The 21,250-nt window shown below is 48.5% G+C and carries 14 protein-coding genes and 1 pseudogene; 8 read left to right on the top strand and 7 right to left on the bottom strand.

All coding sequences use genetic code 11. The features are described 5' to 3' along the window. The first annotated feature begins 112 nt into the window (after positions 1 to 112). From BLQ82_RS11205 to BLQ82_RS11195, 3 genes and pseudogenes are all read left to right on the top strand, one after another. Positions 113 to 1,927, top strand: coding sequence for a family 43 glycosylhydrolase (locus tag BLQ82_RS11205; protein ID WP_074648156.1), 1,815 nt, complete (start codon positions 113 to 115; stop codon positions 1,925 to 1,927). A gap of 43 nt (positions 1,928 to 1,970) precedes the next feature. Further along, a pseudogene (locus BLQ82_RS11200) lies at positions 1,971 to 2,956 on the top strand (glycoside hydrolase family 43 protein). A gap of 124 nt (positions 2,957 to 3,080) precedes the next feature. Further along, positions 3,081 to 3,875, top strand: coding sequence for an alpha/beta hydrolase (locus tag BLQ82_RS11195; RefSeq protein ID WP_062527183.1), 795 nt, complete (start codon positions 3,081 to 3,083; stop codon positions 3,873 to 3,875). A gap of 137 nt (positions 3,876 to 4,012) precedes the next feature. Here the strand turns inward: BLQ82_RS11195 and BLQ82_RS11190 are convergent, their stop codons facing one another. From BLQ82_RS11190 to BLQ82_RS33185, 6 genes are all read right to left on the bottom strand, one after another. Further along, positions 4,013 to 5,779, bottom strand: a complete 1,767-nt coding sequence (locus tag BLQ82_RS11190) for a type 2 periplasmic-binding domain-containing protein (RefSeq protein WP_062527185.1) — start codon at positions 5,777 to 5,779, stop codon at positions 4,013 to 4,015. Between the two features lie 41 nt (positions 5,780 to 5,820). Then, positions 5,821 to 6,789 (bottom strand): carbohydrate ABC transporter permease, encoded by a 969-nt coding sequence (locus BLQ82_RS11185; protein WP_062527187.1) that lies wholly within the window; start codon positions 6,787 to 6,789, stop codon positions 5,821 to 5,823. Further along, positions 6,786 to 7,700, bottom strand: coding sequence for an ABC transporter permease subunit (locus BLQ82_RS11180; RefSeq protein ID WP_062527188.1), 915 nt, complete (start codon positions 7,698 to 7,700; stop codon positions 6,786 to 6,788). The genes BLQ82_RS11185 and BLQ82_RS11180 overlap by 4 nt, the downstream gene beginning before the upstream one ends. A 406-nt stretch (positions 7,701 to 8,106) precedes the next feature. Then, positions 8,107 to 8,649 (bottom strand): response regulator transcription factor, encoded by a 543-nt coding sequence (locus BLQ82_RS11175; RefSeq protein ID WP_062527190.1) that lies wholly within the window; start codon positions 8,647 to 8,649, stop codon positions 8,107 to 8,109. A 344-nt stretch (positions 8,650 to 8,993) separates the two neighbouring features. Beyond that, the gene (locus tag BLQ82_RS11170) at positions 8,994 to 11,444 is read right to left on the bottom strand and encodes a basic secretory protein-like protein (RefSeq protein WP_062527192.1); all 2,451 of its coding nucleotides are present in this window, start codon (positions 11,442 to 11,444) and stop codon (positions 8,994 to 8,996) included. 1,295 nt (positions 11,445 to 12,739) lie between these two features. Continuing rightward, the gene (locus BLQ82_RS33185) at positions 12,740 to 12,805 is read right to left on the bottom strand and encodes an excalibur calcium-binding domain-containing protein (RefSeq protein ID WP_074648190.1); all 66 of its coding nucleotides are present in this window, start codon (positions 12,803 to 12,805) and stop codon (positions 12,740 to 12,742) included. A gap of 206 nt (positions 12,806 to 13,011) precedes the next feature. On the opposite strand from BLQ82_RS33185, the gene BLQ82_RS11160 reads away from it, so the two are divergent. Further along, positions 13,012 to 14,172 carry a glycoside hydrolase family 27 protein gene (locus BLQ82_RS11160; protein ID WP_062527194.1) on the top strand — a complete coding sequence of 387 codons (1,161 nt, stop codon included), beginning with the start codon at positions 13,012 to 13,014 and terminating at the stop codon, positions 14,170 to 14,172. Positions 14,173 to 14,222: 50 nt separating this feature from the next. Further along, positions 14,223 to 14,384 (top strand): hypothetical protein, encoded by a 162-nt coding sequence (locus tag BLQ82_RS31380; protein WP_208861947.1) that lies wholly within the window; start codon positions 14,223 to 14,225, stop codon positions 14,382 to 14,384. A 47-nt stretch (positions 14,385 to 14,431) separates the two neighbouring features. On the opposite strand, the gene BLQ82_RS11150 is transcribed toward BLQ82_RS31380, so the two are convergent. Continuing rightward, positions 14,432 to 15,322 (bottom strand): helix-turn-helix domain-containing protein, encoded by an 891-nt coding sequence (locus BLQ82_RS11150; protein ID WP_244280765.1) that lies wholly within the window; start codon positions 15,320 to 15,322, stop codon positions 14,432 to 14,434. A 105-nt stretch (positions 15,323 to 15,427) separates the two neighbouring features. On the opposite strand from BLQ82_RS11150, the gene BLQ82_RS11145 reads away from it, so the two are divergent. The 3 genes from BLQ82_RS11145 (at position 15,428) to BLQ82_RS11135 (ending at position 20,686) form a co-directional block, all read left to right on the top strand. Then, positions 15,428 to 16,999: a glycoside hydrolase family 43 protein gene (locus BLQ82_RS11145; protein WP_062527200.1), complete on the top strand. Its 1,572-nt coding sequence runs from the start codon at positions 15,428 to 15,430 to the stop codon at positions 16,997 to 16,999. 216 nt (positions 17,000 to 17,215) lie between these two features. After that, positions 17,216 to 18,541 carry an ABC transporter substrate-binding protein gene (locus BLQ82_RS11140; protein WP_062527202.1) on the top strand — a complete coding sequence of 442 codons (1,326 nt, stop codon included), beginning with the start codon at positions 17,216 to 17,218 and terminating at the stop codon, positions 18,539 to 18,541. Positions 18,542 to 18,613: 72 nt separating this feature from the next. Continuing rightward, positions 18,614 to 20,686 carry an alpha-glucuronidase family glycosyl hydrolase gene (locus tag BLQ82_RS11135; protein ID WP_062527204.1) on the top strand — a complete coding sequence of 691 codons (2,073 nt, stop codon included), beginning with the start codon at positions 18,614 to 18,616 and terminating at the stop codon, positions 20,684 to 20,686. The last annotated feature ends 564 nt before the right edge of the window (positions 20,687 to 21,250 follow it).

Genomic DNA, 21,250 nt, shown 5'->3' with positions numbered 1-21,250 from the left:
CTATAATTTATGTGTCAAATAAGGTCATTTGGGGAGATTTCTGAATCTGATTCCTGAAATACGGGGTTCTGGTTATTAGAAATTATCAATATGAAGGAAGGTCATTGGTTTCATGATACCACAAAAGAACGAAGATCGGAATTATATCCTTTGTTATACCCGGTTACCGCAGGAGGACATGGTATATGCTCCGAAGCTGGCGCACAGTATGCATTTGGCTTACAGCAATGACGGGCTTCTATTTCAGGAATTGAACCATAATTCAGGGGTTTTATTCGCCAGGGCGACAGAGAATGAGGATGGTACACTCCGCGCCAAGAGCTTGAAGAATCCGTATCTTTTCCGCACCTGCGAGGGGAATTTCGGAGTGATCGCCGTTCGTACAGAGGCAGAAGGCGAAGCCGATGCAGAGAGCAAGGGAAAGGTGCTGCTGTTCTCTTCCGGTGATTTGCTGCAGTATAGCGAAGTTGGATTGCTGGAGCTTAAGGCAGATACTATTGTAAGCGATGTCTCCTGCGGGTACGATACCGGCCGGAGAGGCTACCTGATCCGCTGGATCGATGAGCTGGGGAACGGTTATCAGAATTTTATTGCCGATATTATGAGCTTGAAGGATATTTCGGCACCGGAAGCGGCCCAGCCTTTTACATTGGAGCCTGTGCTTGCCGATATCGAGGGGATTCTGCCGCGTAACTACATCCCGGTACCCAAGGAAATAGCCCGCAGGCTCTACTGCAAGCTAACAGTTCCGGCCAACATTGCGATTGAAGTCCCCGACCGCGTAACAGCAGCTTCAGAAGAGGATGTGAAGGCCATCCGGGCCACGGCGCTGTACAGTGATGGCACCAAAGCGCTGAAAAGGGTCCATTGGAATACGGACGAAATCGATTGGGACAAGGCGGGAACCTACAGAATTTCTGGTGAAGTCCATCAGGAACATTACCCGTTTCCGGTTGCGTCCGACCGTGCCGACCCTTGCATTGCGAAATGGAAAGGGAAGTATTATTTCATTGCCACCAACGATGCGGACCAAAATCACACATTATATATGCGGGAAGCCGACACCATCCCCGGTCTGGTAAATGCCGGAGAAGCATTGATTCTGGATTCTAATACCTATGAGCAGATCGGCGGGCTGCTGTGGGCGCCGGAATTTCATATCATTGAGGATGAGCTGTATATCTTTCATGCGGCAACACCGGGGGAATTTCTGTATGAAGAGTCGCATGTCATGAAGCTGCAGGGGGGCGGTAATCCGATGTGCGCTGCCGATTGGTCGATGCCCCGGCGTGTGGTGAAGAAAGACGGCACGTATTTGTGCGAAGCCGGGAAGACCATTTCCCTCGATATGACCGTAATTCAATGGAACGGTAAGCATTACGCCGCCTGGTCAGAGCGCCAGTTCGTGCCTGCCGATCTTGGAGCCTGGATTTATATCGCCACAATCGACCCGCAGGAGCCGTGGAAGCTGACCAGTGATCCGGTGCTTCTGACCAAACCCGATTATGGCTGGGCCAATAATCATACCTTTGTGGATGAAGGGCCATTCGCCCTTTATACTGCTGATAAATTATTTTTGACCTTTGCCAGCGCAGCGGTGGATGCAACCTATGTTGTAGGTCTCTTAACAGCCGGCAAGGACGCGGATTTGCTGGATATCCGCAGTTGGACCAAAGGGAATTATCCGCTGCTGACCTCCAGAAGCGTGCCGGGGGAATATGGGCCGGGCCATAATTCCTATGTGACAGACGAGGATGGAGTCATATGGAACACCTACCACGCAAGACCGGGAATTGACGGACCGAGAAGCTCCGGCCTGCGCCGCGTGCATTTTGACATTGACGGTGCTCCGGTCCTGGATCTGACAGAGGATAAAGATTTGAACCAGGAGCTGAAGAATGTATCCATAGAAGTAACCGTAGGCTAAACCGCGGGATAGATGAATATCGATAACAAAAAGGAGCTGCAGCATGAACTCAATTCCAAAGCCCAATCAACCGCTCGTCACCCATATCTATACCGCAGACCCGTCTGCACATGTGTTTGAAGGCAAAATTTATATCTATCCTTCCCACGATCTGGATCATGACGGACCGAGCAATGACAACGGGGATCAATATGCTATGGAAGACTATCATATTTTATCGATGGAGAATCTGGCTTCACCGGTGGTGGATCATGGGGAGGCGCTTCATTTGAGAGACGTTCCCTGGGCCTCGCAGCAATTGTGGGCGCCGGATGCGGCTTTCAAGAATAATACCTATTATTTATTTTTTCCGGCCCGTGACAAGGAAGGCATTTTCCGTATTGGCGTGGCGACTTCTCCTTCTCCGGCAGGTCCGTTTCAGGCACAGCCCGATTATATTCCGGGGAGCTACAGCATAGACCCTGCTGTCTTTGTCGATGAAGGCAACCGGGCCTATATGTATTTTGGCGGGCTTTGGGGAGGGCAGTTGGAGAAATGGCAGAGCGGAGAATTCAATCCCGGACAAGAAGGGCCTGCCTTGGATAAGCCCGCGATCGGGCCGCGTGTGGCGGTGCTGAGTGAAGATATGCTCTCATTTGCGGAGCAGCCGCAGGAAATTTCCATTGTAGACATAGAAGGAACCCCTATTCTTGCCGGCGACGAGGACCGGAGGTATTTCGAAGGGCCATGGGTCCATAAATATAACGGGCTGTACTATCTTTCTTACTCAACAGGCACAAAGCATCGCTGGTATATGCCGTCAGTGAGCAGCCTATGGGCCCGTTCACCTTCAAGGGAGAAATTCTGTCACCCGTGATCGGCTGGACCACGCATCACTCCATTGTACAGTTTGAAGAGAAATGGTATCTGTTCTATCATGACTGCTCGTTGTCTGACGGTGTTAACCATAAGCGGTGCGTCAAATATACAGAGCTGAAGTATAACCCGGACGGCACCATTCAACCGATCAATCCCTATCCGTCCAATTAAGCAGAGGGAACTCTTCTTTGGCTGCTATAGCCTTCAAATCGAAGCCACCAAAATAACAGTTGGAACCCTTGACCATTCACTCAGGCCGGGGGTTCCTTCATTGCCAAGAGAGGAATGAGCGGGGATGAACGAAAGTCATCCGAATTATAAGATGCATACGGCACCGGCCGGATATGACAAGGAGAGGGAAGGCATTCCCCGGGGGGCGATCCATACCATAGAATATCCCTCCACAACGGTAGGCAACACCCGGAAGGCAATGGTGTATGTGCCGCCCGGTTATTCCGCCTCCGCCGGACAGGAATACAGCGTGTTATATCTGCTGCACGGGATTGGCGGAGATGAGATGGAATGGTACAATCATGGCCGGCCCCAGATCATCCTGGACAATTTGTATGCGGATCAAATGCTGAAGCCCATGATCGTCGTTCTTCCCAACGGCCGGGCCATGCTGAATGACCGCGCGGAAGGTGATATATTTGCTCCCGGCAAGGTGCAGGCGTTCGAAACCTTCGAATCGGATTTGCTCTATGATCTTATCCCTTATATCGAAGCGAACTATCCGGTCCTGACAGACCGGGCGCACCGCGCCATTGCGGGGTTATCGATGGGCGGAGGGCAGTCCCTGAATATCGGTCTGAATAACCTCAACCGGTTCGCCTGGATCGGGGCGTTCTCCCCGGCGCCCAACACGAAGCTGCCCGAGCTGCTGGTGCCGGAACCGCAGAAGACCGCGGAACTGCTCAGCCTGCTCTGGCTATCGTGCGGGGATCTGGATAGCCTCAAGCATGTCAGTGACCGGACACATGCCTATCTAGCGCAGCATGCTGTGCCGCATATCTGGGCGGAGGAAAACGGCGGCCACGATTGGCCGGTCTGGAAGAACGGCCTGTACCAGTTCTCCAGGCGCATTTTTTAGCTGGCTGCTTACAGGCTACCCGCTGCTTGCAGCCTTATAAGACCCAAAGGGGACATTCCCGACAGACCTGATATGGCTGTTGGGAGCGTCCCTTTGATTAGGTCAGGATATGCGCAAGCGCTTGGTGTAACAATGATTTATTTATTAGCGACTGCATCCGCACGCAGCTTAACGATTTTTTGTGCTCTTTCCGTATCCACGGCAAGGACATCATTCCAACCAAGACCAACCACATCGCTCTTCAGCCTGGTCCAGAGCTGATCGAATTCTGCTTGATCTTTGGCGAATATCATTTTCCAGGAGATGTTTTTTACATAATCCGAGATCTGGCTTCGTTTATTCTTAATGTCCGATGAATCCGACCCGAGACTGGTATTGATATTGGGCACGATATCAATCATATTGTTTTTCTGATAATACTCAGTCGGGGTGGCTGCATTATAAGCCTTCTGCCATTCTGTAGTCAGGGTTGTCTTGTTTGCCTCTATGGTTGAGCTCCAGTAATTGTTGTTGTAGAATTCATTCGTTTCCGGGTCAACTACAAAATCGCTCATAATCATCGTGTTGAGCTTGCTCTGCCCGTCTTGATATCCTCCGCCTCCGTACTCATCAGGAACGGGGGTATTCTTTTGGAAAGCGGTTTGACCCACTTCAGTCAGCTTGAACTTGCCGTCCGCTGTCTTTTCATAATTAAAGCCTTCGAATCCGTTGGTGTAGTAGCGCAGACCTTCCGGGGAGGCCAGCCAATCCATGAATTCGATAATTCTATCCGGATTTTTTGCTTTTGAACCGATAGCAAATACTCTTCCGTTCCCGAAGTAGGCATCGCTGTTCTGGATAATGTGGGTATCAGCGATCGGAATGGCCACATTGCCGTCACCTTTAGTGCCTCTTTCAATGGTGTTGTAGAAGCCTCTTTGCCAGGAATACCATAAGAGAAGCACCTGTTTATTGGTCAGTTTCTCAGAGACCTTATTCCAATCCTGGGATGGCGAGTCAGGGTCAACCAGTCCCATCTGATTGGCGTCATAATAGAATTGAAGGATTTTTTTGTACATGCTGTTGTCGTCAACGAGCGGCACGATATCCCCTTTGGCATTGAGCTGAAGGGTCGAGGTTCCGTCCGGCTGCTCATAGCCGTACCAGTTGCTTAACCAACGGACATTCTCCATACTTCCATTGTCCCAGTCCTTCCACAGGGTGATCGGAACAATGGGTTTACCGTCCGGCGTCTTGGGGTATTTCTCCTGCATCTGCTTCAGGGCATTCATCAGATCACTCAGATTGTTCAGCTTGGGCGAGCCTATCCCCTTGTAATAATCCCAAGGCATAATCGGACTGGAATACGGGATTTCTTCCGAGAAGGTCGTTGGGGAAGTGTCGGATACAAAAGTCGGCAGCGCATAAATTTTACCGTCCGGATTGATGCTTTCGAAGGCGGCATTGAACGGCTTAAAGTGATTGTCTACATATTTGGACAGGTACTCCGTATTCTTGATCTTATCTGTGAGATCCATAATCATACCCGCTGGAATTAATTCCTCTAACTGGCTGTTATCAATAATCAGAAGGTCTCCTAAATCTCCCGATGCCGACCTTGTCTTGTATAGCTGATCGCCGGCAACCTGCGGAGACAGAATGTTTAAGGTGATGTTGAACTTATCCTTAATCAGCTTTCCGTACCATCCGGTCTGCTCTCCCTGGTAATTTGCCGCGTTGTCGAACACGGTAATGGTCAGCGGTTTGCTGTGATCGATGCCTGCACCCGGATCGGCTGACTCAGTTGCTGTTCCTGCCGCATTGTTGGAATTGCCGGTGCATCCGCTGAGTGCCGTTGCTCCCAGAAGAAGCGTGGTGCCAAAGAGCAGCAAAGATTTTCTTGCCAGCTTACGATGTGTATTCATTTACAGCCCCCCAAATGAGTAATGTATCATAATAGTGCAAATTAACCTTTGACTGCACCGATTATAATTCCTTTTACGAAGAATCTTTGGAAAATGGGATAAACCAGCAAAATGGGTGCGACGACGATGATGGTAACGGTCATACGAATGGATGTGGTAGTCTGCTTGGTGGACAGACTGGCAATGGCGGTTGATCCGGCATTCTGCAGATTGACCATGGTGGACAAGGAACTGGCCTGATTGATGTAGTTATACAGAATAAACTGCAAACTGTACAATTTGCTGTCCGTAACCAGCAGCAGCGTATCCTGAAAGGAGTTCCACTGGTTCACTGCCGAGAATATGGCGACTGTAGCCAATATCGGTTTGCTGATGGGCAGGATCACCTTGTAAAAGATAGTGAACGTTCCGGCGCCGTCAATGCTGGCCGCCTGCTGCAATTCCTTCGGCGTGGATTCCACAAACGTCTTTACAAGAATGATGAAAAATGGAGCAACGATAGACGGCAGAATGTATGCCAGGAAATTGTTGGTCAGGTGCAGGGATCTCATGGTCAGATACCAGGGGATAATGCCGGCATTAAAAAACATCGTAATAATGGTAAACCGGTACCAGAATTTTTTCCCCCACATATCCTCCTGGGCAAACATGAAGCCTAAAAAGGCAGAGGCCCCGACCGTCAAAAGGGTGCCTATTACCGTTCTCCCCAAGGAAATGACAAATGCATTCCACAGTCCCGGTATTTTAAACACATCAATGTAGTTCTGAAAATGGATTCCCTTCGGCAAGAACACAATCTCGCCTTTGGCGCTGAGATCATTGGCGCTGATCGTATTGATAATAATCGAATAAAACGGATATACGCAGATAAATGCAAAGAGCGAAAACACGATATAAATCGCAACAGAAATTAATTTGTCAGTTGTACTGACCTGCATTTTAATCTTTTTGGAGAAGCGGCGGTTATTATTTGCGGCATTCGGCGCCAGTCCTGTCTGGTTGTCACTCATACGATGCCCTCTCCTCTTAACATTTTAGACAGCCCGTTTACGGAAAAGAGAAGCACAACACTAATCAGGCTTTTCAGCATACTGATCGCTACGGAAACGGAATAGCTCCCGCCGCCCATGGCGAGGTTGTATACATATAAATCCAATACCTGTATGGTGTCTTTGTTGAAGGCATTCTGGAAAACAAAATACTGCTCCAACCCGTTGTTCAGGAAGCTGGCAATCTGGAGCATCAGCAGCACAAAATAAGTCGGCAGCATGCTTGGCAAAACCACATGCCGGATGACCTGCATTCTAGTCGCACCGTCTACATAAGCCGCTTCATATAGGGATTCATCGATGCTCATAATCGCCGCGATATACAAAATAGCCGACCAGCCCAATGTTTTCCATGTGGCCCATATCCACATCGTAATCCAGACATGGTCCGAGTTCTGAAGAAAGAGTACAGGAGAGTCGATAAGCCCTATCTGGCTCAAAAAGCCGTTGACCACACCTTCACTGGAGAACATGGAAAATGCCAGGGAATAGACGAGTACCCAACTGATAAAGTTTGGAAGGGTGGTTACGGTCTGGATAAATTTGCGGAAACGCACCGCTTTGATCTCTGTCAGGAAGATCGCAAAAATCATGGGCAGCCAAGAGAAAAGGATACTCAGCCCGCTCATGCCGAACGTGTTTTTGATGACCTGAAGCAGCTGGTCGACCTTCACCTGGTTTTCTACCAGGGAACGGAACCATCTGAGACCGACAAATGGTGCTTGTGACAGCGGAATCGGCGGCATATAGTCGAAGAAGGCATACACCCATCCGTAGAGCGGATAGTACGCAAAGATAGCAAGTAAAACCATAAAGGGCGAAATATAAAGAAATTTTCGGATCGAGTTGCTTCTCATGCTGTGGATGCGCATCGTTTCACTCCCCTTTGTATAATTGAAGCTTTCGCAGAGCCGCTATACCCTTAAATATACTGTCCGGTATGCCATCCTCCTTCCATTAGATAAACAATTTTCAACTTGCCCGATGGGCTTTGCCGAACGGTATTTCCCCCTAACCCTCTTTGATGTTAGCGCTTTCATATCTATGCAACTATAATAAATTATCGTCTGTATTCAAACAATGACCGATCCTCACCAGTTATTGATCTATTATTAGATGAAACTGCAATCGAATAACAGAAATAATTCAAATTTTCAATAATTATATATATTTATCAAATATTAACCTCTGGCGGACGGCTGCTATGCCCGGCTTAAGACACGCAGCCGTTAAATATCCTCTAATGCATGTTGCAATAGATGGAGTCCGCCCTCGGGTTCAGGCTGTGATGAAGCATTGCTTGCGGTATTCGTTGGCGCTCGTTCCCGTGTATTCTTTGAATTTTTTGTAGAACCAGTCTATTTCCGTATAACCGACGGCGTCCGCAATCTCATAGATTTTCATTTCGGTGGTTTCCAGCAGCCGCTTCGCCTTCTCCATGCGCCGCCGCAGCAGGTATTCGTTGAAGGACATATTTTCATGCTGCTTGAATTTCTGTCCGAGATAGGCACAGTTAAAGTTCAGTACATCAGAAATCCGCTTAAGTGTAATATTCCGGTGCAATTGCTCCTCCACATAGAGCTTGATCTCTTCGATGATTGAGCTGGAGGAGGGTACTCTCCCTGCCACAGCTTCGTGTACGGCTTGTGCAGAAGGAAAGGGGTTATTCGGAGATTCCAGTTTCCGTTTCACTGCCTCCAGGCTTCTAGCCAGTTCTGCCGGTTCCACAGGGTCCTTTAAGTAATCGCTTACATGTAACATCAGCGCTTTACGTGCAAGATCAAAATCATTGCTTGAGAAGATCGGACGTATAATCGGCATGCAAATGTATACTGAAATCCGTATTCAGCACATTCGCCATAGCCGGATTGCCCGGAAACACCGGCAGAAATGCCGTTGTTGAAGCGGGATGGCTGCTTAGCTTCGGTTGATTCATATCTTAGAAACTATAAAGCTAAAGGATTAGTCAGTCTAAATATCCTTTTTCCAACAAGCACCTGCTCACCCGCTTCTTCGCAAAGGCTAGTTGGAAAAAGGGAACTTATTTTTGCGGAAAATCGAAAATAATGAGATTTAAGTGGAAAAATGGAGCTTAATTGGGTCATATTACCTCATGAGGAGCGAAAAACGCTAAATTAGTTACCCTTTTTCCACTTAGGGTGTTCTTATTTGTCTTTCCAGCGCTGAACGCTGATTGAAACGGTAGAAGCTCCAGCTGTTGTAGTCAATGAACGGTTTGCGATATCGCTTCCGTTGCTGTTTACTTCCACCGTTGCCCAGGAACCTCTGGTGATTTTGTATTGAATATTCGTGCCGGCGGCAACGTTCAACTTGATGCTGTAGGTACCGTCAGCGTTTCGAGTCAGCTTATAATTGGCATCTGCGGTATTCCAGCCCGTAAGACTCGAAGTGAGATACAGATCCTCGTTTGCCGGTGTGTTAGCAGGAACTGAGATTACAATGGTAACACCGTCAGGATGCGGGAAGCCAGATGTAATGGTACCATTAATGAATGTTGATACGCCGGCCAAGAACTTATAATTAGCGCCTCCGTTGTTATCCCACATACCTGAACCGTTATTAAAGGCAGCTGTCAACCCGGTTGCGCTGCCCAAAGTGATGGTGGATTTACTGTAGCCGTTGTACTCGGAATCCGCCATCGCTACGCCTGGAGCGGTCGTCCACTTTTCCCCATCAGGCTGATAATGAATGTATGGGGTAGCAAATCCTTTCCGGTAATAAATTGTAGCAGTATTGCTGGCCTTGGCGATAACGGTTATCGTGTTGCTTGCTGAGGATTCATTTCCGGAATGATCCACCGCTTTAACCATAAAGGTATATGAAGATCCGGTTGTAAGTCCGTTTACCTTATAGTTGGTTGACTGTGTAGTACTGATTTTGATGCCATTAGAATAGATATTATATCCGGCAACCCCTAGATTGTCCGTTGATGCAGACCAGGATAATGTGACGGTGGTATCCGTAGTGTTTGTGGCTGTAAGATCACCCGGTGCCGTCGGCTGACTTTTATCCAGGGAAACTTGATATTCGTTCCACAAGGTGTCTACGTCAGTTCCGGTAATTTGCTGGAACACAGCCGGTGTCCAGGTTTGGCCGTCAAACGGATTTAAGCTCGCGTTCAGCTCACGCAGAAATCCGGTATGCTTCTTCTCATCGATCCAGCGAAAAAAGTTGCCGCTCGTTCCGTAGCTGTCATGCCAGGTGCCTCCCGGTGTCATGCTGTACCGGTCATGGTAGCCATTCTCAAAACGTACCGCATCGGCCATCCCTTCGATCATATAGCCGATATCCGGCGTACCTCGATCATCGAACTGGTACACATGTGTGAGTTCATGATATAAGATACCTAGAATCTCCTGACGGAGCGGTTTCCCGGAATCTGCATAACTTTTAAGATAGCGGGAGCTTATCGTGAGATCCGCATCTGTCGGACTTCCGCTAACACTTGCTACACCATCATAATTACCGATAGTTACATGCAGAGTTCTCGGACGAATCGGTACATCAGCCGGACTTGCGTATAGCGTATTGCAAACTTGACGAATGACGGCTAGGATATCGCTCTGCGGATCCGGAATGGCTTGATCAAATAAGTAGCCGTTGGTCGTATCCAAATTGTGCATGTCGATAATAGGCGCAACAGTATGCCATGCGTCATCTGGACGACTGAACGCAACTTCCCCGATTTGAAGTGCGTCGCCGGAATGATTGTACAATTCAAAGCGGTAATAACGATACGCCTTTTGATTCGTCGGCAGCACATAGTGGTTGCGCTGGTGCCGATAACGGAAATCTTCGCTGTTTCTGGAGTCGATCGTAATCCAATTCACATTGTCGGTAGAAGCTTTCAAATCCCATATTTTCGGGTCGCTGTCCGGAGCACTGTTAGCAGCGCTAAACGCATAACCGTCGATGACGATCTGTTGTCCGAAATCAAATTGAAGCCATCCGCTGCTTTGCGGAGTCAGCCAACTTGAATTGCTGGTACCGTCAAAAGCATTGGCTTTGCCATGATCAGGGAGGGTTTCCCCACTTGCTGAAATGAGTGGATTCGGCTTTGCATAGGTTTCCTGCGATCCGTCGAACAACTCAATTTCCGACAGCTGCACAATAGTCCCGCTTAGGCATTGGAAATTGAATCGGTAATACTTGTAAGCAGTCGTGTTGCTAAATGAATAGGATTTCGATTGAAACCGGTAGGAAAAGTTCTCATTCTGCCGGCTGTCAACAGCGGTCCAAATCACGCCGTCGATGGAAGCCTCCAATGTCCAGCCTTGAGGATCCCGCTCGGGGTGATCGTTAGCAGATGTAATCTTGTAGGAATTAAGAGCATATGTGGATTGGCCTGGGAATTCGTACTGAATCCAAGCTGTTGGCGAAAACACCAGCCATTTTGAGAAATAATTTCGATCCGACGCATTTTCTTTGGTTTCCCCGTCAGGACTCGACGTATCGCTTACAGTGATAGTGCCGATTGGAGCTAAGTTACGCGGATAGGAGGTATCCGCAGCGCGAGCAGGTATAGAAAAAAAGCTGGCGAAAAAAACAATTGTCAATAGAAACAGGGACAGCAGTATGGTTTGCTTTTTCAACATAATCTCTCTCCTCGTATATATCGTAATTGTAAGATCTTTTCGTTCTTTTTCCAGCTGATCCGGGCAGCTAAACAGGAACGAATTGAATTTCCAGTTAGGGCCCTAACTGGAGGGAACCGAATCCGTACCGCAGCCCGAGGGGCGAGGAAAGGAACCAGGGGACCTTGGCTTGAAGAAAAGCTTTAGCTTCCTCATTCCGCTTTACCCGTTTCACCTTTGCTCCACTGCTCCACCTCGAATGAGGAAGCTGAGGTCCATCATCCATCTTTGTTACTACTGTTTTTCTTTGTCATGCGCTTTTTAATAACTTCATAGCGTTAGCCGCTAGATGGGCCATGTCCCCATCGTCAATAATCGGCTATATCTTCTCAGACCTGCCTGTGGAACAATGGGATCAACAAGCGTCTCTCAGGGTATTTCTTACTCTCCTTGCGGTCCGAAAGGTACTGCTGTTAAAGCTTGCTACCCGTGATCCACCACTCATGTTCTAACCGTTGGTTGCGCCGCCGCATACGTTCCGGGGAGTAGCATCCCATCAATTGCCGGACGCTTGCAGATGAGTGCTAATGACGAGGCTGAAATCGGTGGTTTCCACGGGCACCCAGGTCTGAGTTTTGCTTGATTCTCTAAACAACGGGAGGTGATTCTATGTCACCAATGCTGATTGGAATAGACGTAAGCTTATGCTCTCACCATGTGCATTTTATGGATAATTTCGCATATTCAACTACTTGACATGCTCCTTTTTGTATAGATGCAAAAAAACTTATTATTTGTCAAAGCCCCCCTTCTTTGTCGGGACCAATTGGCCATATTTTTTCCTTTGCAAACGCCCGCTAAATATATTGCGAGATCACTCAGAGCAATGGCATGATTTCCATTCAGTCCGAGAATCCCCAAACTGTGGATACGAAATAACACCTAAAGCCCTTTCACTCTGCTGCTTTCCTCTGATTCAATGATTAGGTTGTTCAAACGTTTGCATTAATGAAAGAATATCACGGAATAAATGGGAATCATAGTCACTAAACGTATTTTTGTATAATGCTCATAATATTCCATTATTCGACACGAAATAACATATGTATTCGACAGGATTATCTATTTAACCATAGGTTGAACAAGCTACAACCATAAGCAGCTAATTACGCCAGTGTAAATCGTTAGCACTGATTGTAATCGATTCCGTCATTAGCATCGAAATTCATGAAGTTATTCCACATATAAAGAGAGCTGGGTCAGTTGAAGGATCCAATAAACATAACAAAACCCCAGGAGATCATCCTGGGGCCTTTTTATTCACACGCGACTCCATCACCATCGTGGTCCAACTTTTTTGTGGGAGCAGCTAGGTCCCCCAATTAGTTGCCCATTTTCTACTTAGGGTGAGTTTCGGTGAAGCACAGTGGGGGAATTTGATCTTTTTTACGCAAAATGCAACAAATGTCGATATGAAAGCAACGTCACGCTATAGATTCAAAGAGTCGTGTATGATTAAATACACTAAGAATACGGGCATTTGTTCTTGCATCTAATCTTGGGGTAACACGAAAGGATGAATCATGGTATGAACAAACAACAACTTGGTTTGAGGCCCCCAATGGGATGGAATTCATGGAACACCTTTACTTGGGATATTAATGAGCAGCTTATTCGGGAAGCCGCTGATACCCTGGTTGCAGAGGGGTACAAGGATGCAGGTTATGAGTACATTGTTATCGATGACTGCTGGAGCCTGAAGGACAGGGACGAGGAGGGGAAGCTGGTCGCCGATCCGACAAAATTCCCGGGCGGAATGAAGGCGCTTGCAGATTATATTCACTCCAAAGGATTGAAATTCGGAATGTATTCTTGTGTAGGGACACATACCTGCGCAGGATATCCGGGGAGCTTTGAGCATGAATTTCAGGATGCGGCATCACTGGCGGAATGGGGCGTCGATTTTTTAAAGTATGATTACTGCTTTAAGCCCAGACATATGTCAGGGGAACTGCTGTACAAACGCATGAGTCTGGCACTGAAAAACTGCGGGAGAGACATTCTGTTCTCAGCATGCAATTGGGGCGAGGATAATGTGTATCATTGGATTCGTGAAGCCGGCGCGCATATGTACCGGTCCACAGGGGATATTCAGGATAGCTGGGATTCCATCAAAAGCCTGGCTTTGTCGCAGCTTGATAAAGCGTGTTATACAGGAGCCTACTGCCATAATGATCTGGACATGCTGGTTGTCGGGATGTATGGAGGCAGCAACAGCGACTTTATCGGAAGCCAAATCGGCGGCTGCAGTGATGTCGAGTACAAAACCCATTTTTCTTTATGGAGCATGATGGGGTCACCGCTGATGATTGGCAGCGACATCCGCAAAGCCAACCAGGCCACCAGGGATATTCTGATGAACCCGGACTTGATTGCGATGAATCAGGATGTGGAAGGCCGCGGGGCTTATCGCATCAAGCCAGAACCACAGTGGTTTCATGCGGATGATGTGTTTATGCTGGTAAAAGTGCTAACGGACGGAGATCTGGCGATAGGGTTCTTCAATCTGAGTGACGGCCAGAGGGAAATGTCGCTCCAATTCTGGGATTTCGGACTTCCCTATGCTTCCGGCAAAGCGCTGTCATTGTATGACTGCTGGGAGCACAGAGAAATCGGCGTGTTCAGAGAAAGATACGCTCCTGTAGTTCCGGCTCACGATTGTCTGATTGTGCGGGCCAAACTGGTCTAAAGCAGAGCGTGAACATGAATAGAACATGCAGAACATGCGGAGTTCCCCTGATGACGGATGATGTGGCGATTTACCTGAAGCTTGTTACGCACAATGCGCAAGACTTCCTGTGTATAGACTGTCTTGGGGAACAACTGAAATGCGGACGCGAGCCCATTGAGCAATTGATTCAATATTTCCGCAAATCCGGGAATTGTGTGCTGTTTCGATAAGGCGTACTACTGATATTAGCTTGGCTTATTGCCTGCCTCAGGGATTCTTACTCAGTACTTCCGGTGTTGAATGCTTTTTTATAATCCGACGGAGTAGACGAGGTTACTTTTTTGAATACTTTTGAAAAATACATCGGGTCCTGGTAGCCAACCGAGTAGGCTAACGATTTCACAGACAACTGGGAAGTTTTCAATAATTCGCAGGCACGCTGTATCCTGAATGCGGTCAGGTAGCCGGAAATGGATGTGCCGGTTGCTTCTTTAAACAGCCGGAACAAGTAGCTGCGCTCAATCTTCACAAATTCCACTACGTCCAGAACGGATAATGAGGGCTTCCAAAAGTTGCTTTCAATAAATTCCCTTGCGGATAATACGTAGTCTTTTTTGAGAAAAGCTTTGTCACTCGGGTAATGCTCCATGTAGTATGACAATAAAAGATGCAGCCCTGCATCCGAACGCTCTCTTTCGAACGGCTCCATTCCGGCGGTTTTGACCATATGAAACAATGGCCGGAGATCTTGCGGACATGCCTTCACAACCGGAGAACCGGGCGCAAAATCAATCATCGACAAGAGGCGTGAGGTCTCAGCACCGTTATTAAATTCAATCCAAAAGTACTCCCAAGGGTCTTGTGGATCAGGATAATAATACACTTCCCTATGCGGAAAAATAATGAAACTTTCGCCTGTTTCCACAGGAAAGGCTGTATGGCATGTCTTCAAATAGCCCTTTCCGCTTACAATATAATGCAGGGCATACACATCGCGGACACCCGGGCCCCATTTATGTAAATTTGGCGGTTTATAGCCATTGCCTTTACAAATTGAACCCTCACGGAAACCATAACAAATTGACTTCATAGGCTGTACCTGTATCCTTTGCATCAAGTTCATATTTTTAACGCAGAGTTGCGCCAACCGCTCTCTAGCCGCAAACATCCCAATTATAACACTATCATCTATTAAATAAAGCTAAATAGCCGCTGTTGCAAATTGCGATTCTGCAATAATCAACATCGGAAATATGATTGGAGGAGTTAAAGAATGATCACTGCCAAGAAACACGATTCAGTCACCTATAATAACCCGATTATGCCGGGTTTTTATCCGGACCCGTCCGTATGCCGGGTCGGGGGAGACTATTATTTGGTGACATCGACCTTTGCCTATTTTCCGGGTGTGCCGATTTTCCATAGCCGTGATCTTGTGAATTGGAGACAGATTGGCAATGTGCTGGACCGCTCTTCACAATTGAACTTACAGGGAGCCGGGCACTCCCAGGGGATTTTTGCCCCAACGATACGTTATCATGAGGGCAAGTTCTATATGATTACGACTAATGTAACCCATGGGGGGAATTTTGTTGTTACAGCAACCGATCCCGCCGGGCCATGGTCGGAGCCCTATTTTATTCAAGGCGCGGTAGGGATTGACCCCACGATTTTCTTTGAGGATAACGGGAGAGCTTATTATTTGGGGACAAGGCCTAATTCAACTGGAGTGCGTTATGACGGTAACTGGGAAGTATGGATTCAGGAACTGAACATGGAGACCATGGAGCTTGCAGGTGAGAGCTATGTCCTTTGGAGAGGCGCCATGACAGACGTAATTTGGCCGGAAGGGCCGCATCTGTACAAGAAAGATGGCATCTATTATTTAATGATTGCCGAGGGAGGAACAGGGCCGAATCACGCGGTGACCGTTGCACGCAGCCGGAAGCTGACAGAAGGCTATGCCGGGAATCCGAACAACCCGATCCTAACACATCGTCATCTGGGCAAGCATTACCCGATTATAAATGTGGGGCATGCCGATCTGGTTCAGGCTGAAGACGGTCAATGGTTTATGGTGATGCTTGCTTCACGTCCTTATGGAGGCGGCTATAGTAATTTGGGGCGGGAGACGTTCCTTGCTTCAGTGATCTGGGAGGATGGATGGCCTGTAGTCAATGAGGGCCGGGGAATTCTGGAGGAGCAGGGGGTCATAGGATTGACGCCGGTTCCGGTGGAGCCGCAATTGCGCTGCGACCATTTTGACAGTGACAAGCTAGCACTGAAATGGATGTTCTTAAGAAATCCGCAGGCGGATTTATATTCATTGACAGAACGTAAAGGATATTTACGGCTAAAGCTAAAACCTCAAACGTTCAAGGATCAAGATAATCTCAGCTTTGTCTGTTTGCGGCAACAGCATTTTGATTATACGGCTGCCGCTGTGATGGAGTTTGAAGCGCGCAGCATCCATGAATCGGCAGGGCTTGCTGTCATTCAAAATGATAAGTTTCATATCCGGTTCGAGCGCGTATTGCACGGCGACAGGCAAGCCCTGCGTGTTGTGACCTGCATCAACGGGCAGGAGGCGAACGTTGCGCAGGCAGATGTTGATGCTCAGCGGTTGTATTTAAAGATGGCTGCGAGAGGTCAGGAGTTGAGTTTCTATTACAGCACCGATGGAGATCAATATCATTTGGCTGCAGAACATGTGGATACGAGTAGTTTGAGTACCGAGGCGGCAGGCGGGTTTGTGGGCTGCTGCATAGGAATGTATTGTACGAGTAACGGTACGGCTTCTGACAATGCGGCAGATTTTGATTGTTTTGAATATGGCGCCTATTAAAGCTCCTTCTTACACAACATTCAAACCTAATACTATAGAAAAAGCAATAGCCGGGGATGGAGAAATTCCGCCCCGGCTTTTTGCAGTTACTTTCCGAACAGCGCATTTCCGTGAGATTTTAAAACAAATCGTGCATCGCTCTCATATAAACTTCTATATATAATTGTTACTATAACGGTGTAGCAAGATAATACAGATTACATTGGAGGGTTAAAGATGTTGAAATGGAAGCGTTCTCTTACAGTCCTGGCCATGACAGCCTTGCTGGGAACGATGGCGGCATGCGGTGGCGGGGCAAAAAACAATACAGAACCTGCTGCAGAACCTGCCAGCAATAATACTGCCGCAACGGCTGCACCAAGCAATGAACCGGTTAAGCTGCGCATTATGTGGTGGGGTTCCCAGCCGCGCCATGAGGCAACCCTGGCTGCGCTGGACTTGTACACTAAGAACAACCCGAATGTTACGTTTGAGCCGGAGTATTCCGGTATGGATGGATATTTGGACAAATTATCGACTCAAGCTGCGGCTAATAACGCACCGGATATCGTGCAGCTTGATCCGGGCTGGGTGCCGGACTGGATGTCCCGTAAGCAATTAACTGAGCTGGCTCCTGAGGTGGATGTCAGCAAATTCGACTCCAAATTACTGGCCGGAGGCCAGCTTGACGGCAAGCAATATGCTGTTCCTCTGGGTTCGGTAGCGTTCGGTATGGTGTATGACAAAGCCGCTATGGATAAGCTCGGGATTGCGAATCCGGCCAATGGCTGGACTTGGGATGACTTCTTCGCGTTAGCGAAGGAATCCAAAGCCAAGCTGCCAAGCGGACAATATTTCACCTTGGACTATGCAGGCAACTACTTCATGTATTCGGCCTACCAATACGCCAAAGGTAAAGGCCAGGTTATCACGGATGATGGTCACTTCAACGTCGATCAGGCTGCCTACTTGGAATGGACCAAGAAATTTGAAGAGCTGCGCAAGGAAGGGCTGGTTCCTCCGGCGGACGTAAACGCATCTGACAAGGAAAATGATCCGCAAATGGACTTGCTGGCAGCGGGCAAAGTTCTGTTCCGGTACAGCTTCTCTAACAACCTGGGGACATGGGACAGTATTAAACCAGGCGCTTACGCACTTGTAACCATGCCGCGTGCAGAAGAAGCAGGCGGATGGTTGAAACCGTCGATGTACCTGTCTGTCTCCAAAAACTCCAAGCATGCCGAAGAAGCTAAAAAATTCATCAACTGGTTTGTGAATGATCAGGAGGCGGGCAAAATTCTGCAGACGTTCCGCGGCCTGCCGGCTAATAAGGAAATTTCCACTTCCCTGGAAGCAAGCATGAGCGATCTGGACAAGGTTGGATTAGAACTCCTCCGTGCCACTGAAAAGGATGGTCAGACCTGGTCCGCTGGAGCAGGAGGCTGGACGAACTTTATTGATAAGGACTGGGTGCTTGTCCGGGATCAGCTTAGCTTTGGAAAAGTCACACCGGAGAAAGCCTACGAGCAGTTGAAAGAAGCAGCACAATCTTACGAAAAATAATTCAAGGGACGAAGCCCGGAACAAGCCTTGTTCCGGGCCTTGAATTTGACTTGGCATAGGGAGGACTTATTGATGAGTAATTCTGTGTTGTATCACCCTGGAGACGGATATCTGGCCTGGCAGCAGTACCGCCGGAATACGGCGGGGGAGAATGTTGATCAATATGCGGTGTACAAACATATTGTAGTTGATGCGCAGGAGGATGCTGTTATTCGTTCTGCTGTGGACGAGTTGGCTCAAGGCATGGAGGGGATCACGGGCACCAAGGTGTCCATATCAGGTGATACCGAGAGTGCTCCCGGTATAATAATAGGAATCTTCGGAACCGGCACTGGGATAGATGAACTGTTCAGCGCCGGTGTAAGCAGTGCTGTCAAAGCGGAGGGCTATGCGATTCAAACCGACAGCCTTACCGGCAATATTGCCATCGGAGCAGTCACATCCGCAGGTATATTATATGGAGTATTTCACCTGCTGCGGATCATGGGAACAGGCGGCTCTGTACGGCAATTAAGTATTGTAGAGAATCCCGTCAATCAGCTGCGCATGATTAACCAGTGGGACAATATGGACGGGAGTGTGGAGCGGGGATACGCCGGGAAATCTATTTTTTATGAAGATAACCGGATAACAGGCAATCTTCAGCGTATCCAGGATTATGCCCGCCTGCTGGCCTCCAGCGGGATCAATGCCATCTCGATCAATAACGTGAATGTCCACCGGGTGGAGAGCCGGCTGTTGACGGAATTCCTGCCGGATGTGGCGAAGCTCGCAGCTATCTTCCGCGCCTATGCCATCAAGCTGTTCCTGAGCATCAATTATGCCAGCACGATGGAGATCGGCGGCCTCTCATCGGCAGATCCGCTGGATTCAGACGTCCGGGAATGGTGGAGGGCCGCAGCGTCGGAAGTGTATGCTGCAATTCCTGATTTCGGAGGATTTCTGGTCAAGGCCGATTCGGAGAACCGGCCGGGACCGTTCACCTACGGCAGAGATCACGCCGACGGCGCCAATATGCTGGCCGAAGCGCTGCAGCCGCATGGCGGCATCGTCATCTGGCGCTGCTTCGTGTATAACTGCAAGCAGGACTGGCGCGACCGCACCACAGACCGGGCGCGGGCGGCCTATGATCATTTCCAGCCGCTGGATGGACGTTTCATGGACAATGTCATTCTGCAGGTGAAGAACGGGCCGATTGATTTTCAGGTCAGGGAGCCCGTCTCGCCGCTGCTTGGAGCCATGCCGCAGACCAATCAAGTCATTGAATTTCAGATTGCCCAGGAGTATACCGGACAGCAACGCCATGTGTGTTATCTGGTTCCCCAGTGGAAGGAAATTCTAAACTTTGATACACATCTCCAAGGTGAAGGAACTACGGTCAAACGCATTGTGGATGGAAGTGTTCACGGCAATGCCTACAGCGGTTTTGCCGCCGTCTCCAATATTGGGAATGACACCAATTGGACGGGCCATCTGCTGGCCCAGGCGAATCTGTTCGGCTACGGCCGTCTGGCCTGGAATCCGGAGATGTCTGCCGAGAAAATTGCTCTGGAATGGATTATGCTCACCTTTGGCACCCATGAACTCCTAGTTCAGACGATACTGGACATTCTGATGAACTCCTGGGAGATTTATGAATCGTATACCGCCCCGCTGGGCGTCGGGTTTATGGTCAATCCTGACTATCACTACGGCCCTAATGTGGATGGATATGAATATTCCATGTGGGGGACTTATCACTTCGCAGACTGTGATGGGATTGGTGTGGACCGTACCACGGCAACCGGAACCGGGTATACCTCCCAATATGCCCCTGTTAACATGGAACTGTACGAGTCGCTTGAGAGCTGTCCGGATGAGCTGCTGCTCTTTTTCCACCATGTCCCGTATACCCATGTGCTCCATTCCGGCAAAACCGTGATTCAGCACATTTATGATACACATTTTGCCGGTGCGGAGCGGGCAAGCCAGCTGGCCGCCGCCTGGGAGCTGGTGAAGGACCAGGTAGGTGAACAGGCGTACCGGCAGGTAGCGGACCGCCTCGCAGAACAAGCCGAGCATTCCAAAGAGTGGCGGGACAGAATCAATACGTACTTCTTCCGGAAGAGCGGCATTGCCGATCAATGGGGAAGAACCATCTATTAATGCACTGTGATGCAGAAGCGAGAAGCGGTAAGCGGTGAATACCGCTTCTTTTTTAACATAGAATTTATATGCTTCGCGCCATACATTATCCTTCTATTTCTCGCTGAAACGGGTACCGTCCTAATAAGGACGGCGTAGCCGTTTCCACTTGATTTATATGGAAGGAAACTATGATTTCTGCTTGTGGATAAATTAGGCATAAAGTTATGAAATAAATACCTTTAGACGAATATGTAACGAACAACGGCAGAAATGCCGTTGTTGAAGCGCCGACGGCCGGTTTGCCCGGAGACAACGGCAGAAATGCCGTTGTTGAAGCGCCGACGGTCGGTTTGCCCGGAAACAACGGCAGAAATGCCGTTGTTGAAGCGTCGTCGGCCGGGTTGCACCGAAACAACGGCAGAAATGCCGTTGTTGGAGCGCAGTCGGAGGGATTAGCCGGTCTAGATATCCTAATTTCAACTAGCACTTGCTTACCGGGCTTCTTCGCAAGCGCCAGTTGGAAAAAGGGAAATTATTTTTCCGGAAATTCAAAAATAATAAGATTTAAATGGAAAAAGTATA

Source organism: Paenibacillus jilunlii, from assembly GCF_900102965.1.
In the GTDB taxonomy this organism is placed as follows: Bacteria; Bacillota; Bacilli; order Paenibacillales; family Paenibacillaceae; genus Paenibacillus_AQ; species Paenibacillus_AQ jilunlii.
The sequence above is the reverse complement of the archived record's forward strand: the minus strand, read 5'-3'. Positions and strand labels throughout refer to the sequence as shown.